This is a genomic window from Lacrimispora indolis DSM 755, from assembly GCF_000526995.1.
In the GTDB taxonomy this organism is placed as follows: Bacteria; Bacillota; Clostridia; order Lachnospirales; family Lachnospiraceae; genus Lacrimispora; species Lacrimispora indolis.
The window spans coordinates 228,368-243,188 of record NZ_AZUI01000001.1 but is presented as its reverse complement, the minus strand read 5'-3'; the positions used below and the strand labels follow the sequence as shown (position 1 = coordinate 243,188).

The 14,821-nt window shown below is 44.6% G+C and carries 11 protein-coding genes; 10 read left to right on the top strand and 1 reads right to left on the bottom strand.

Annotated features, from left to right (window positions below; translation table 11 throughout):
- Nucleotides 1-42 precede the first annotated feature (42 nt).
- Nucleotides 43-1,788 (top strand): glycoside hydrolase family protein, encoded by a 1,746-nt coding sequence (locus K401_RS0101190; RefSeq protein WP_024291253.1) that lies wholly within the window; start codon nucleotides 43-45, stop codon nucleotides 1,786-1,788.
- A 725-nt stretch (nucleotides 1,789-2,513) separates the two neighbouring features.
- On the opposite strand, the gene K401_RS0101185 is transcribed toward K401_RS0101190, so the two are convergent.
- The gene (locus K401_RS0101185; RefSeq protein ID WP_024291252.1) at nucleotides 2,514-3,533 is read right to left on the bottom strand and encodes a LacI family DNA-binding transcriptional regulator; all 1,020 of its coding nucleotides are present in this window, start codon (nucleotides 3,531-3,533) and stop codon (nucleotides 2,514-2,516) included.
- 251 nt (nucleotides 3,534-3,784) lie between these two features.
- Here K401_RS0101185 and K401_RS0101180 point away from each other — a divergent pair, with 251 nt between their 5' ends.
- The 9 genes from K401_RS0101180 (at nucleotide 3,785) to K401_RS0101130 (ending at nucleotide 14,759) form a co-directional block, all read left to right on the top strand.
- Complete coding sequence (locus K401_RS0101180) at nucleotides 3,785-5,074, top strand: ABC transporter substrate-binding protein (protein ID WP_024291251.1); 1,290 nt, start codon at nucleotides 3,785-3,787, stop codon at nucleotides 5,072-5,074.
- Between the two features lie 166 nt (nucleotides 5,075-5,240).
- Nucleotides 5,241-6,119, top strand: a complete 879-nt coding sequence (locus K401_RS0101175; RefSeq protein WP_024291250.1) for a carbohydrate ABC transporter permease — start codon at nucleotides 5,241-5,243, stop codon at nucleotides 6,117-6,119.
- A gap of 1 nt (nucleotide 6,120) precedes the next feature.
- Entirely contained in the window at nucleotides 6,121-6,975 is an 855-nt protein-coding gene (locus K401_RS0101170; protein WP_024291249.1) for a carbohydrate ABC transporter permease, read from the top strand.
- Nucleotides 6,976-7,047: 72 nt separating this feature from the next.
- Complete coding sequence (locus tag K401_RS0101165; protein ID WP_024291248.1) at nucleotides 7,048-8,457, top strand: mandelate racemase/muconate lactonizing enzyme family protein; 1,410 nt, start codon at nucleotides 7,048-7,050, stop codon at nucleotides 8,455-8,457.
- Nucleotides 8,458-8,463: 6 nt separating this feature from the next.
- Entirely contained in the window at nucleotides 8,464-9,516 is a 1,053-nt protein-coding gene (locus K401_RS0101160) for a mannonate dehydratase (RefSeq protein WP_242837898.1), read from the top strand.
- Nucleotides 9,500-9,961: a VOC family protein gene (locus K401_RS0101155; protein ID WP_024291246.1), complete on the top strand. Its 462-nt coding sequence runs from the start codon at nucleotides 9,500-9,502 to the stop codon at nucleotides 9,959-9,961. Before K401_RS0101160 ends, K401_RS0101155 begins: the two co-directional genes overlap by 17 nt.
- Nucleotides 9,962-9,977: 16 nt before the next feature.
- Nucleotides 9,978-11,324, top strand: coding sequence for a GH1 family beta-glucosidase (locus tag K401_RS0101150; protein WP_024291245.1), 1,347 nt, complete (start codon nucleotides 9,978-9,980; stop codon nucleotides 11,322-11,324).
- A gap of 12 nt (nucleotides 11,325-11,336) precedes the next feature.
- On the top strand, nucleotides 11,337-12,479 hold the full coding sequence (locus tag K401_RS0101145) for a Gfo/Idh/MocA family protein (RefSeq protein WP_024291244.1): 1,143 nt from the start codon (nucleotides 11,337-11,339) through the stop codon (nucleotides 12,477-12,479).
- 714 nt (nucleotides 12,480-13,193) lie between these two features.
- Nucleotides 13,194-14,759 carry a flotillin family protein gene (locus K401_RS0101130; RefSeq protein WP_024291243.1) on the top strand — a complete coding sequence of 522 codons (1,566 nt, stop codon included), beginning with the start codon at nucleotides 13,194-13,196 and terminating at the stop codon, nucleotides 14,757-14,759.
- The last annotated feature ends 62 nt before the right edge of the window (nucleotides 14,760-14,821 follow it).

Sequence of the window (14,821 nt, the reverse complement as noted above, 5' to 3'; positions counted from 1 at the left end):
TTTATGAAAGCATGGAAAGTTGAGAAACAATGGGGAGATAAAATGAACGGTTCAAACGAAACTGCTGATATAAAAATGGTAAAAGAAAAAATGCTCATGTTTCAGAATAAGCTGGAGGAGCTTTCTGTAAGCGAACGGAACGGGAAAGTAAAATGCTTTATATCCGTCGGCTATCAGTCAGAAAGAGCTGTTGTCTTTACGGGAATTGGAAACAGCAAAAATACTGCGTTCAAGATGGCCCAGGATAGGGCAGTAAAACATATTAAATCAAAAAACCAGAATCCGCCTTGGCTAAAAGCGGATTTTGTGGTAATGGAAAAACGGCTGACCAGATTTGAATTTCTGGAACTTGCCTCAACCATAAAAAGATATTATTTTAAATACGGTATAGCCTTTGATGAACTGTATAATATTGCTTTTTTGCATCAGGAAGTGAACGGAGCATGTCTGCTGAAATATACAGAGCAGGAAAGAAATAAACCAAAGCCAAGTACGGATACGTTGGAGCTTGCCGGAATTTCTGTTGATACGGACTCGACAAAAGCAATAGCGGAAATTAATTGGGGAAATGTTAATCATTATTTAAAGTCAGTTCGTGGACAGTCCCTTGTGTTAGGAGACTCTGTCCTGAATGATGTGGTTATTTTTGAAACAAAGAGCTATTTTTATGATGAGGAAGAATTTTTTGAACTGGAGGAAGCCGAGCTGAGCACCGCCAGGAGAAAAATCTCCGTGTTGTCACCGGAAATCCTGAAAGACCTGCTGTTTAAAAGCTCCAGGTATTTGGCAAATACGGTACAGGACAACGGCCGGTTCATTTATGGCTATTTTAGCTGCTTTAATAAGAAGATCTCATCCTATAACGTGGTGCGGCACGCATTAAGCGTCTATTCTCTGGCGGAAACATACCTGGTAACAAAGGATGAGACACTGCTGGAGCCTATCAGGAAATCCTTTGCTTATCTCATGGGGAAGTATATTTACACGGTTAACGACTGCGCATTCGTCGTAGAATTTGATAACAACGATGAGATCAAGCTGGGTGGACTGGGTGTGACCGTGCTGGCCATTGTCAAATATCTTGAAATTTTCAATGAGAAAAATGAATATTTACAAATACTCAGACAAATTGGCAACGGCATACGCTATATGCAGGACGAAGAAACCGGACAGTTTACCCATGTGATCCGTTTTCCAGGTCTTGAAGTAGCCGACCGATTTCGAATCGTTTATTATTCCGGAGAAGCCGCCTTTGCCCTGATGCGGATATATTCGATAGACCGAAATGAATTATGGCTGAATTCGGTAAAAAAAGCATTCGAGTACTTCTTTGCCCATGACTATTGGCGCAATTATGACCACTGGCTTGCCTATTGCACCAATGAATTGACCGCCGTTCTGCCTGAAGACCGGTATTTTATATTTGGATTAAAAAATGCTTTCAACAATCTGGACTTTATGATGAACCGAATTACTACCTGGGCGACTTTTCTTGAACTGCTCTCCGCTGCGGATGCCATGGTCAGGAACATAAAAGCCTGCGGCAAAGACCATTTGCTGGAAGGCTATGATATCAGCAAGTTTAAAACGGTGCTGCAAATAAGGGCGAACCGGCAGTTGGATGGGATCTTCTTTCCGGAGCATGCCATGTATTTTAAATCACCTGAGACCATTTTGTACGGTGCTTTTATCAGGCATCATATATTCAGGGTAAGAAATGATGACGTGGCCCATCATTTATCTGGTTATTGTCACTATTTAACGGATATCGTATTGTCAGGTAACTGATAGAGGGGAGTAGAAAATGAGGGGAAGCGGCTCCTTCTCAATTCTCCGTTTCCGGCATAAAGACATAGCATGGGCCTAATACCATTTTAGTATAACTGCAAAACACGGTAAACCCAAAAAAGGGACATTTTCACTCAGATTGAAAATGTTCCTTTTTTAGTCCACATTCAGCAAGTGAAAAGCAGAAGGATGTAGGAAGGGGATAGAAAAGAAGTTGAAAGACCGGAGAGTATCAGACGAATATAAAACCCTGAAAGCATCAGGGAGTGAAAGGGACAAGCTTTCCTCGGATTCAATGGGTGAGAGAGCAGACAAAATAGAAAGAACCTTGCAGAAACATATCTGAATGGCCCGCTTAGCTTCTGAATGATAAAGCCGGTATCACGCCATTTTTTCAGCTGTGTTATGCGGCCTAAGGTTTTGGAAATTGTCAATGATGATACATCAATGAGTGGATATGAATTTCCAAAGGGAGATGTCATGTCAGTGAAAATACACCCTGATTGCTGCACGCACCATGAACATGCGGAAAATACCTGACAATTCCCATGCATTAATCCATATGACATCCAATCCATTGAAAGAGAAAAATCCATAAAATCCCCTTGGCTGTGTTTGAAAATCTTGACAATTCCAAAACCTGTTATTTCGTTTATTTATTTAGAAGGAAGTATATGAATTATTTAAATGTAATTATGACGACTTCCTTGATAGTCACTTAAAATCTATTCCTGGCAGGAGCACACTGTCTCATGCTCTTCCAGAGCGGTCTGGTAGAATTTGTTAATTGGGGTTGTGATGCTGCCTTGAAGGATGCCGTCTATGGACAGGATGCTGTCGTATCCGATCTGATACAATGGCTGCTGAATGCTGGTGATCCGCGGACCCCGGTAGGAAAAGCCGTATGTATTCAGATTGTCAAAGCCAACAACAGAAACATCTTCAGGCACTTTAAAACCAGACTGCTGCAATTCGTTAATTACCACCATGGCAATCTTGTCATTGCTGCAGAAGATGGCAGTAGGCCGCTCACCAGCCGGATGAGCCATCATCTCCCTGAAATTGGGAAGGGAGAGTGTGGAGTCATTGAGAGTATTCTGGATATAATGGTCCTGGATCAGCAGTCCGTTGTCCTGCATGGTCTCCATATAGCCGCTGAAACGCTCCAGAATGACTTTCTTGTTAGGATTGCCCATCACATGGGCAATGCGTCTGTGATTGTGGCGGATTAAATAGTTCACGGCATCCTTGGCGCCGGTCACGTTGTCAATAAGGAACTGGTTGACAGGCATCATCTGGAAGTTATTTTCAATTAACAGAAAAGGAAACCCAACTTCCTGCAGATGTTCAATCATTGCTTTATCGGAAAAAAGAGAGCCATACAGGATGATGGCATCGGAAATGCCATTTGTCAGATATTCGATGTAGCGATCCCTGACTTTTTCGTCTTTTCCCGGACTGCAAAATATGACATTACGTCCAAGGAGAGCGGAGGCATCCTCAATTCCACGAATCAGATCGGTGAAAAAGGGGTCATGTATATTACGCAGAAGAATGGCAATGGAATCTGTTTGTTTCTTTACCAGTGAACGGGCAGCGTTATTAGGAAAATATCCCAATTCTTTTATGGCTTGATTAACCTTGTCTTTGGTCTTGGGCGAGACTTTATCAGAGCCATTAACTACTCGGGATACAGTGGTTAAGGAAACTCCGGAGTAAGCTGCCACATCTTTTATTGTTTTCATTTTTAATCCCTTCTTATGAAAATATTTATGCTATTTTCATTATAGCATATCTAAAAATCACTTTCAAGGCAGTATAGTGGCTAAAAATGAAAACGTTTATAAAAATAAAATGGTAAATACTTATTAAAAAAACAATATATTATAAAAAAACACTTGCAAAATGCACAATTTTTTGCTAGTATGTAGTTGTATCAAGAATGAAAACGTTAACAAAATAGTAAGAGGGTTAAAAAAGAGCGAGGAGGAAAAACATGAAAAGGGTAGTTAAGAGAACATTAAGTATGACTATGGCAGCTGCTTGTGTCTTGGGGCTTATGGCCGGATGCTCTCCGGCCAAGGGAGAAAAGAAGGCGGAGAGTACGGCACCCCAGTCTGACCAGAAGAAAGAAGCTTCGGGGGAACCGGTTACCATTAAATTTTGGGATGGCAACTGGCAGGAAGCTGTTTGGCCGGAGGTAGAGGCTTTATGGAACAAGGAACACCCTGACATTAAGATCGAAGCAGAATTCCAGGCGGACCTGGCAAATGATAAATATATGCTGGCGCTGAAAAACGGCACTGCACCGGATGTCCTGTCTTGTGCACTGGACTGGGTTACTACATTCGGCAATGCAGGTTTGCTGGCACCATTGGATGAGTACGTGGCAAAGGATTCCCTGGATGTGAGTCAGTTTGTCAAAGGTGCAAACGATGCCTCCACTGTGGGCGGAAAGCTCTATGGCCTGCCATTCCGCAGTGAGACCTATGTCATGTTTTATAACAAGGACATTTTGGCGGCAGCAGGATATGACGCACCCCCTGCAACCTGGGATGAGGTCAAAGAGGTGGCAGCTGCATGTACCGGCAGCGACGTGTACGGATATGGTCTCTGCGGCACAAACTATTCGAATTTTTCATTCCAGTACATAACCATGCTCCGTTCTTCCGGCGGTGATATTTTAAATACTGACAACAGCGCATCTGCTTTTGGAAGTGATGTGGCAATTCAGACGGCACAGCTCTACAAGGATCTGGCAGCTTATGCACCTGCATCTTTGCTGGAGAATGACAACATTGCAAACCGCACCCTGTTTGCCAGCGGCAAGATTGCAATGTACTTAAGCGGCATTTATGATTTAGCGGAAATTGTTAAAGCAAATCCTGATCTGAATTTTGCCTGTGTCATGGTTCCCACTGCAAACGGTGCGGAGAGGAACACCATTTTAGGAGGCTGGTCCGTAGCGGTTGCAGAGAGCAGCAAGGAGAAAGAAGCTGCATGGGAATTTGTGAAATTCCTTAGCAGACCGGATATTGCAGCTATTTATACAAATACTTTTACAGGTACGGCAGAAGTAGCGGCCCGTTACACCGACTATCCGGAAGAAATCATCAAGCCAAATGCAGATGCCCTGCAGTATGCAAATGCACTTCCCTCCGTTGAAAACATTGTAGGCATCCGTCAGGCCATCATGGATAACCTTCAGCTGATGCTGTCTGAGGACATGTCCGCTGAAGAAGCATGCGGCCAGCTGGACCAGGCAGCAAATAAATTATTAGAGTAATCCGAAGAGGGGCAGACAGGCTCCGCTCACAGGCGGGGCCTTCTTTTAACCGAATCAAGTAAGCCCGGTGAAGCGGGGCAGAGCCTCCCCCGCACTATCGGGGACGCTATGAGCAAATAGGGTCGCGGAGTGCGAATATCCGCTTGATAAAGAGAAAGGTGAAAGTATGCTTAGAAAAATCAAACGTTCAGGGGCCGGCTATGTACTTCCCGCTGTGATCACCGTTGCAGTTGTCATGATATATCCGCTGCTTTATACGTTAGTCATGGGATTCTTTAACAATACCCTGTTCCTGGAAGCACCTGTTTTCAGCGGCATTTCCCAGTATAAAAAGTTGTTTGAGGATAAGGTGTTCCTGGGTTCTGTTAAAAATACATTAGTATGGACCTTTGGAAGTGTTTTCTTCCAATTTGGTCTGGGTTTTATCATGGCTTTGATACTTCACCAGCCATTTGTGAAAGGAAAGACATTTATTCGAATCCTGCTGATGATCCCATGGGTAACACCCAGCATCATCGGTTCCGCTGTATGGAAGTGGATGTACAATGCTGACTACGGTATTATTAATTTCATTTTCAGCACTCTGGGAATTATTGAAAAGAACCAGACATGGCTGTCCAATCCCAAGATCGCCATGTGGTCTGTCATTGCAGTCAACACATGGAAGATGTTTCCGTTTATCCTGCTGATGATTGAGGCATCCCTACAAAGTGTGTCCAAGGATTTAAAAGAAGCTGCAGTGATTGACGGAGCAAATGTATTTGGCATCTTTAAAAACGTGACATGGCCTTCCATTGCCGCGACCTGCTATTCTACGATCCTTTTAATGATCATCTGGACCCTGAATGCATTTACCTTTATTTATGCAATGACAGAGGGCGGACCAGCCCATAAGACGGAAGTAATGGCCATGTACATTTATAAACGGGCATTTATGGATTATGATTTCGGTATCGCCAGCGCTGCCAGTGCAGTCTTATTTGCGTTATCGATGTTCGTAAGTCTTGTATATCTCTATCTTACAAGAGAAAAGGAGGGGAAGTAACATGGTGAAAATGAAGAAATCTGTAACAAGGACTAATATTGTCTGGCAGATTTGTACCTATGGGATCTTACTTCTTGTAGTTATGGCAGCAGTGTTTCCGGCAATCTGGATGCTGTCTACATCCATCAAGCTTCCTACTGAACAGTTTGATATTCCTCCCCAGATCATCCCGGACACACCAACGTTCGGTAATTATGTTAATGTACTTACGAATTCCAAGATGTTTGATGCTTTTGTTAACAGTGTCATCATTACAGTCAGTGTGGTAGCTGTTACATTGCTCATTTCTATCCTGGCAGGCTACGGTTTAAGCAGGTATAAGTTCAGGGGACATGGGGTGCTGAAGATTGCACTTTTGTTCGGGCAGATGATTCCCAGTGTGGTAATCATTATCCCTTTGTATTTTCTGATTGCAAAAACAGGTCTTTTGGATACCCATTTTTCACTGATCATGGCAGATATGGCACTGACGATTCCCATGGGTGTTATCATGCTCAGTTCCTTTTTTGAGACTGTTCCAAAGGAATTGGAGGAAGCGGCCAAAATTGACGGCTGTACGGGAATCGGGGCACTGTTTAAGGTGGTTCTGCCCATTGCAAAGCCGGGACTGATTTCCGTGGCTATCTACACCTACATCCATGCATGGGAGGAATTCCTTTTTGCGCTGAATTTAAGTACATCGACTAAGACAAGAACACTTCCCATTGCTATTCACATGTTTGCAGGAGAGTTTGCAGTAGACTGGGGCTCCACCATGGCCGCATCGGCCGTTGTAGCTTTTCCGGTACTCCTTATTTTTCTTTCATGTAACAGGTATTTTGTCAAGGGTATGGCAGACGGTGCGGTAAAAGGTTAACAAAAGCCGGCAGGCAGCAGGTGAATCAGCAGGAAACAGTGAATAGGAGTCAGAATGGACAGGAGGCAGACAATGGATATTAAGAGCAGTCAGACGGAATTAAATTATGAGGAGTGTCTGAATTTTGTGAGGCAGAGCTCCAATCCGTCTAAACTATTGATCACGGATGTAAAATACACCAAGGTGGATCTTCCTCCATGGGGGTGTTATCTGGTGAGAATTGATACCAACCAGGGAATCAGCGGGTACGGGGAAATGCGTGACGGCGCCAGCGCCACCTATTTAAAATATTTAAAGAGCAGGATCATTGGTGAGAACCCCTGTGAGGTAGATCGTATTTTTCGAAAGATCAAGCAATTCGGCGGCCAGTCCAGGCAGTCTGCCGGGGTGTGTGCCATTGAACTGGCTCTTTGGGATCTGGTTGGAAAGGCCTACGGGGTTCCTGTGTACCAGCTTTTGGGAGGAAGATTCCGGGATAAGGTCAGGCTCTATGCAGATACCCATATTGAGGAAGGAAGGGCCACCGGCATTTTAATGGAACCGGAAAGAGTGGGGCAGATTCTGAAGGGATACATGGATCAGGGATTTACAGCAGTGAAAATTCTCAGTGTGGAGCTTCTCATGGCGCAGGAAGGGAATTACAGCGGTCCCTTAGACTGGGTCAATGAGCTGCGGGCCGTGGAAGAAGAAGTACGCAAGGTTTCAAGGTCCGGCACCAGGGCTGAAGTATCCGCGGCCAATGCGGCCCTGTATGATTTTAACCGGGTTTCCCATCCCTTTACCAATATGCATGTGACGGAACAGGGTCTGGCACATCTGGATGAATACATCGGAAGGGTGCGGGAGGTGATCGGTGCGAAAGTGCCGTTAGCCATTGACCATTTCGGGCATTTTCCTCTTCCGGATATGATTAAGATTGCAAGAAGGCTTGAAAAATATAACCTGGCATGGCTGGAGGATATGCTCCCCTGGTATCTGACGGAACAGTACAAGGAATTAAAGCACGCCACGACAGCTCCCCTTGCAACGGGAGAGGATATGTACTTAACGGAGACCTTTGAACCGCTTTTTGAGGCAGGCGCCCTGGATGTGGTGCATCCGGATCTCCTGACTTCCGGCGGAATCCTGGAGACTAAGAAGCTTGGTGACAGGGCAGCCAGATACGGGGTGTCTATGGCACTCCATATGTGCGAGAGCCCTATATCAGCCCTGGCCGGAGCTCATATGGCCACTGCCAGCGAGAATTTCTTTGTACAGGAACATGACGCCTTTGATTCTGAGTGGTGGCAGGATCTGATTATAGGGCCGGTGAAGCCTATTGTACAGAATGGCTTTACGTCAGTGACTGATGCACCTGGTCTTGGAATTGAGTCCCTTAACGAGGAGCTGATCCGGGAGCATGGTCCTATGAAGGGCAAAAATGTGTGGGTATCTACCGATGAATGGAACCAGGAGACTTCTCTGGACCGGATATGGAGCTGACAGGATATGATGAGATTAGCATATGGACAGATTCGGAGCGTGGATAAGGAGATCCTCACCAATGCCAGGCAGATGGGCATTGACAGGGTACAGTTTAACCTCCCGTATGATCTGCCTGCCAAAGAGTTTTGGAAATACGATGATCTGGCTCGTTTTAAAGAAGAATGCGACAGGTACGGCGTGATCGTGGAGGCGATGGAGAATATGCCCATTTCTTTTTATGACAAGGCCATGCTGGGTCTGGAAGGAAGAGATCAGCAGATTGAGAATGTCTGCGAATCCATCCGCAGTCTGGGCCGTGTGGGGATTCCTGTGCTGGGATACCATTTTTCACCTTCCTTTGTCTGGAGAACGGAAAATCACGCTCCAGCAGGAAGGTATGGCGCTGCTGTACAGGCTTTTGACTTAGATAAACAGAAACAGGGCATTGATGATATGGCGGATTTTGGTCAGAGAAGAGATGTTATGGTGCCTGATGTGGAATCGCTGTGGGAGAATTTTGAATATTTTATGAAACGCATCATACCTGTGGCTGAGGAATATCATGTGACCATGGCACTTCATCCGGATGACCCTCCCATAGAAAGCCTGTCGGGGATTGCTAGGATGTTTGTTGATGTGGACAGCTATAAACGGGCGGAAGCTATGATTAACAGCCCTAACTGGGGGCTTTTGTTCTGCATCGGAACCTTTTCACAGATGAAAGGCGGGGCTAAGAACATTTTTGATGCCATTGATTATTTTGGACCCAGGAAAAAACTTATTTATGCCCATATGAGGGATGTACAGGGTACGGTGCCTAAATTCCAGGAATGCTTTCTGGGGGAAGGGAATTTCGATCCCTTCCAGGTGATATATGCACTGATGCATTCAGGCTTTGATGGCTTTATGGTCAGCGACCATGTGCCTGGCATTGAGGGCGATCGGGATTGGGGCCACAAGGTACGCTATGCGGATACTGCTTACATAAAAGGACTGATGGAAGCTATAGAGAAAATGGGCACTATGGAAAAGTGCATCAATGGAAAGGAAGAGAAAGATTATGGAAAGACCGATTGAGGATATGAGACTGGCACAGATTGGATTTCTGGTAAATGATATTGAAAAGACAAAAAAGGAGTTTGCGCGTTTCTTTGGAGTTGAGGAGCCTGAAACCGTAAACAGCGGTGAATTCGAGATTACAAAGACAGAATACAGGGGAGAACCGGCGCCAAAGGCAAAGTGCTATATGACCTTTTTTTATTTCGGAGATTTACAGATGGAGCTGATCCAGCCAAATGAAGAGCCAAGCATCTGGAAGGAGCATTTAGAACAGTTCGGTGAGGGAATCCACCATATTTCTTTCAATATAAAAGGCATGCAAAAGACAATCAGCGCCTGTGAGGATTGGGGAATGAAACTGCTGCAAAAAGGTGAGTACAGGAGAGGAAATGGAAGATATGCATTTATGGATGCTCTGGACAGCCTGAAAGTAGTAATAGAACTGTTGGAGCGCGACGAATAAGAGGGAGGATGGAATCATGGAAAAGAGGCATTTCCCTGAAGGTTTTGCCTGGGGAGCAGCTACTGCATCATACCAGATCGAAGGCGCCTGGGACGAGGATGGAAGAGGAGAAACCATATGGGACAGGTATTGTTCGGTTCCCGGCAATGTTTTAAATGGAGATGATGGAAAAATTGCATGTGACCACTATCACAGGTACAAAGAGGATGTGGCTTTGATGAAGAAAATGGGGATCAAGGCTTACCGGTTTTCCATTGCATGGTCCAGGACCCTTCCAAAAGGATACGGGGAAGTCAATGAAAAGGGACTTGAATTCTACAGCCGCCTTATTGACGAGCTTCTTGATGCGGGAATTGAACCGTATATCACCTTATACCACTGGGACCTCCCCCAGGCTCTCCAGGACATAGGCGGCTGGGCCAATCCTCAGATGCCGGAATATTTCCTGGAATATGCAAAGATTATTATAGATGCATTTCATGGCAAGGTGAAGAAATGGATCACATTAAATGAACCTTACTGCGCTGCCTTTCTAGGCAATTCTGAGGGACGCCAGGCTCCCGGCATCCGGGATTTCTCAACTGCGGTGCGGGTGTCTTACTATCTTTATGTGGGTCATGGTCTGGCTGTGGATTATTTCCGTAAAAAGGGCTGTGACGGAGAAATCGGAATTACCTTAAACCTTATGGGAAGGCTTCCCCTTACGGATAAACCAGAGGATATTCAGGCAGCAGCCAGAGCAGATGGGTATTTAAACCGCTGGTTTGCAGAACCAATTGTGTACGGCAGATATCCTCAGGAAATGATCGGGTTTTACCGTTCCAAAGGGGTCCGTCTTCCGGAGTTTAGGGAGGAGCACATGAAGCTCATCGGACAGAAGCTGGATTTCATTGGTCTGAATTATTACAATGACTTTCATGTAAAGGCAGATGACAGCGTGTGGCCCCTTGGCTTTAGGATACAAAATCCAAAATACGTTCCCGTCAATGACAGGAACTGGCCGGTGACAGAGCAAGGTCTGGTGAATATGCTTTTGCGGATGAAGAATGAATACGGAATTGATAAGATTTACATTACGGAAAACGGCACTTCCTTTCCGGATGTGGTTTCCATGGAAGGAAAGGTGGAAGACGGCGGAAGGAAGGATTATCTTCACAGGCATTTAACAGCACTTTGGAAGGCCATTTCCCAGGGAGTTAATGTCCAGGGATATTTCCAGTGGTCTTTGTATGATAACTTTGAGTGGTCATTCGGATATGGCAGCCGTTTCGGAATCGTATTTGTGGACTTCAATACCCAGGAGAGAATTATCAAGGAAAGCGGACACTGGTATTCCAGGGTGATTGAACAGAATGGGGTATAAGGAGGCCTTCGCATGAAAGGAATAAAGAAAGTAAAGACAGCGGTAATCGGATGCGGAGCAATCAGCCGGATCTATATTGAAAATATGGCAAAGACCTTTGAAATTCTGGAATTGACAGGAGTCTGCGATTTAAATCGCCGGTTGGCGGAAGAAACAGCCGATGCTTACGGTATACGGGCCATGTCCATGGAAGAGATCCTGGAGGATGGTGAAATAGAAATCGTGGTGAACTTAACCAATCCTGCCGCTCATTATGAGGTCATAAAGAACCTTTTGGACCATGGGAAGCACGTGTATACGGAAAAGGTGCTGGCAGCTGATATTGACCAGGCAAGAGAGCTGACAGCCCTGGCTGCTGAGAAGGGAAAGCTGCTTTGCAGCGCACCGGACACATTTCTGGGGGCAGCTGTGCAGACTGCTAAGTATCTGGTAGAATCGGGTTTAATTGGGACCGTGACCTCCAGTGTGGCTGTTTTGCAGAGGGATGCCCGCCTTTTGGCTGAGAAATTTCCCTACACGGCCAAATCAGGAGGCGGAATTGGGATTGATGTGGGAATTTATTATACCACTGCCATGATTAATGTGCTGGGAGAGGTGAAAGAAGTGTGCGGGATGTCCGGAGTTTCCATGGCGGAGCAGAAGCACTACTTTGTGAAAAATGATAATTTCGGAGAAACCTATTTCCAGGAATCAGAGACATATCTTATGAGTACCATGCGCTTTAAAAGCGGCTGTATGGGAACTCTTCACTTTAATTCCAGAAGCATCCGCACAGAGAAACCTTATGTGGCGTTCTATGGCACGGAGGGCATCATTTTCCTGGAGGATCCCAACTTCTTCGGAGGTGAGGTGAGGGTGATATTAAAAGGCAGGACAGAGCCTGTCGTATTCCCGCATACTCATGGGTACGACGGCAACGACAGAGGTCTTGGAGTGGCAGAGATGGCCTGGGCCTTAAGGGAAGGACGTATACCCAGAACAAACGGTGATATGGCTCTTCATGCATTGGAGATCCTTACGGGAACCATTGAAAGCGGAGAAACAAAAACCTTTTATGAGATGAAATCCGGATTTGAGAGGCAGCCTATGCTGCCGAGGGGATATCTGGGCGGGAATTATGCACAGAATCAGCCTGAGGGTGGGCTGTGTTTTTAGATTGATGAATTGTTAAATGAACCAGGACAAGAAAGCTGCTGAATATGGAGGAAACTCTGTACTTCAGCAGCTTTTTAATGGATTATTTTGGCAGGAAATGACTTTGTAAGGGAGTGCAGCATATTTGCTGCGGTGTCGGAAATAAGATGATATATGTTGACATCGTGTGTAACTGGAATTAGTATATACTATATGTGGTATCAGAAAAAGAGGAAAATCTCATCGAGCCTGAAAAAAAGGCAAGCGGTATGAATAGAGAATTGAGCATCTGATGTCAGATTTAGATTGAGAAAGGAAAACGATGCAGAGATAAAATTCAGCAGATACTGGATCAATGGAAAGCGGACCAATGACAGATGATCAGGAGAGGTTATTCTCTGTTTTTGAAATCATAAGCTTTGTTCTTAAAAAGAAGAGTGATAAAATGCAAAGCCTGGCATGATCATGATGTGACATAAGCTGTCATAACCTGTAGGTGGGAAAGGCCGCCTGATCACATGGACTGGAATTTATTCCAATTAGTTTGATAGAACAGATTTCAGTGAGGAAAGGGGAAGAAAAAGTATGGATAAACCATAGGATTTGATCACTTCAGACGAGTGCATGGACTGTTTTTCCGGCAGGAGGGATCTATGTTATTGATCCGCTGTTGGAATAACAGGTAAGGCAATACATAAGTATCGCGTATATTAAAAGAATAAAAGGAGAAAGAGTATGTTAAAGCTGTTATTAAGCATTGCCCCAGTCATTATTTTTGCCATTATAATATTAGGAATCCTTGCTTCCGGTTATGTAAAGGCTCCGCCGGATACTGCATACATCATTTCCGGCTTAAAGAAGAAAACAAAAATATTAATTGGCCGGGCAGGAATTAAAATTCCTTTTTTAGAAAGACTTGATAAGCTGAATCTAAAATTGATACCTCTTGACATCAGAACAAAAGATCCGGTGCCAACACAGGATTGTATTAACATTTTTGTGGATGCAGCCGTAAACGTTAAGATCAAGGCAGAGGATGAATCAATCGATCTTGCCGCACAGAATTTCTTGAATAAGAGTTCAGAGGAAATCGGCGCAATCGTATCAGAAGTTCTGGAAGGTAATGTTCGTGAGATTATCTGTACCATGAAATTACGTGAGTTAATTGGTGACAGGAAAACTTTCGTAAGTAAGGTTTCTGAAAATGTAATCCCTGATCTGGAAAAGATGGGGATTGAGCTGGTAAGCTTTAATGTTCAGAATTTCCGTGATGAAAATGACGTTATCAATAACCTGGGTATTGATAATATTTCACAAATTAAAAAGGATGCGGCCATTGCAAAAGCAAATGCAAATAAAGAGGTTGCCATCGCACAGTCCTCGGCTGACAGAGAGGCAAACGATGCAAGAGTAAATGCTGAGTCGGAAATTGCAATAAGGAATAATGAACTTGAAATTAAAAAAGCTGAATTACAGCAGGTTTCGGATGCAAAGAGAGCACAGGCAGACGCTGCATATGAAATCCAGAAACAAGAGCAGCAAAAGACAATTCAGGCTGCTACCGTCAATGCTCAGATTGCCAAGGCAGAAAGAGAAGCCGAGCTGAAAAACAAGGAAGTTGCAGTTATGCAGCAGACTTTGGAAGCTGAGATCAATAAAAAAGCAGATGCAGAGCGCTATGCGATTGAACAAAAGGCTGCGGCTGATTTAGCAAGAAGACAGAGAGAAGCCGAAGCTAAGAAATATGAACAGGAAAAAGAAGCTGAAGCAAAAAAGGCTCAGGCAGAAGCACAAAAGTATTCCATGCTTCAGGAAGCAGAAGGTATCAAGGCAAAGGGGGAAGCAGAAGCGGCCGCAATTCAGGCAAAGGGTATAGCCGAAGCAGAAGCAATGGAAAAGAAAGCGGAAGCTTACCAAAAGTACAATAAGATTGCCATGGCGGAAATGATGATCAAGGTTCTCCCTGAAATTGCCGGGAAGATTGCAGAACCTTTGTCCCAGATTGACAAGATTACCATTATTGGCGGAGGAAATGGAGACGGGGGCAACGGTATCAGCTCTGTAGCGGGAAATGTGCCCGTTGTTATGGCTAAGTTATTTGAATCAATGAAAGAAGCGACAGGGGTTGACTTGTCGGAGATCATGAGAGCAGAAACTTATGATGCAAAAGTAACGAAGAACTTAAATATCACTGGAATTCCAGACAATGTGAAAACAACAGATGCAGCAAATGCAATATTGGCGACAGAAGTCGAGGCAGAGGTGAGAACAGAGAAAGAACAGACAGACGAGTCTATTTAATCGAAACAAGTTGCGAAGCGGATTGCGAATATCCGCTTGGCTTCAAGCCTGTTCACCGGATA

Coding starts and splice junctions, on each gene's coding strand:
- K401_RS0101190 (WP_024291253.1), top strand. CDS start 43: ATGAACGGTTCAAACGAAACTGCTGATATAAAAATGGTAAAAGAAAAA.
- K401_RS0101185 (WP_024291252.1), bottom strand. CDS start 3,533: ATGAAAACAATAAAAGATGTGGCAGCTTACTCCGGAGTTTCCTTAACC.
- K401_RS0101180 (WP_024291251.1), top strand. CDS start 3,785: ATGAAAAGGGTAGTTAAGAGAACATTAAGTATGACTATGGCAGCTGCT.
- K401_RS0101175 (WP_024291250.1), top strand. CDS start 5,241: ATGCTTAGAAAAATCAAACGTTCAGGGGCCGGCTATGTACTTCCCGCT.
- K401_RS0101170 (WP_024291249.1), top strand. CDS start 6,121: ATGGTGAAAATGAAGAAATCTGTAACAAGGACTAATATTGTCTGGCAG.
- K401_RS0101165 (WP_024291248.1), top strand. CDS start 7,048: ATGGATATTAAGAGCAGTCAGACGGAATTAAATTATGAGGAGTGTCTG.
- K401_RS0101160 (WP_242837898.1), top strand. CDS start 8,464: ATGATGAGATTAGCATATGGACAGATTCGGAGCGTGGATAAGGAGATC.
- K401_RS0101155 (WP_024291246.1), top strand. CDS start 9,500: ATGGAAAGACCGATTGAGGATATGAGACTGGCACAGATTGGATTTCTG.
- K401_RS0101150 (WP_024291245.1), top strand. CDS start 9,978: ATGGAAAAGAGGCATTTCCCTGAAGGTTTTGCCTGGGGAGCAGCTACT.
- K401_RS0101145 (WP_024291244.1), top strand. CDS start 11,337: ATGAAAGGAATAAAGAAAGTAAAGACAGCGGTAATCGGATGCGGAGCA.
- K401_RS0101130 (WP_024291243.1), top strand. CDS start 13,194: ATGTTAAAGCTGTTATTAAGCATTGCCCCAGTCATTATTTTTGCCATT.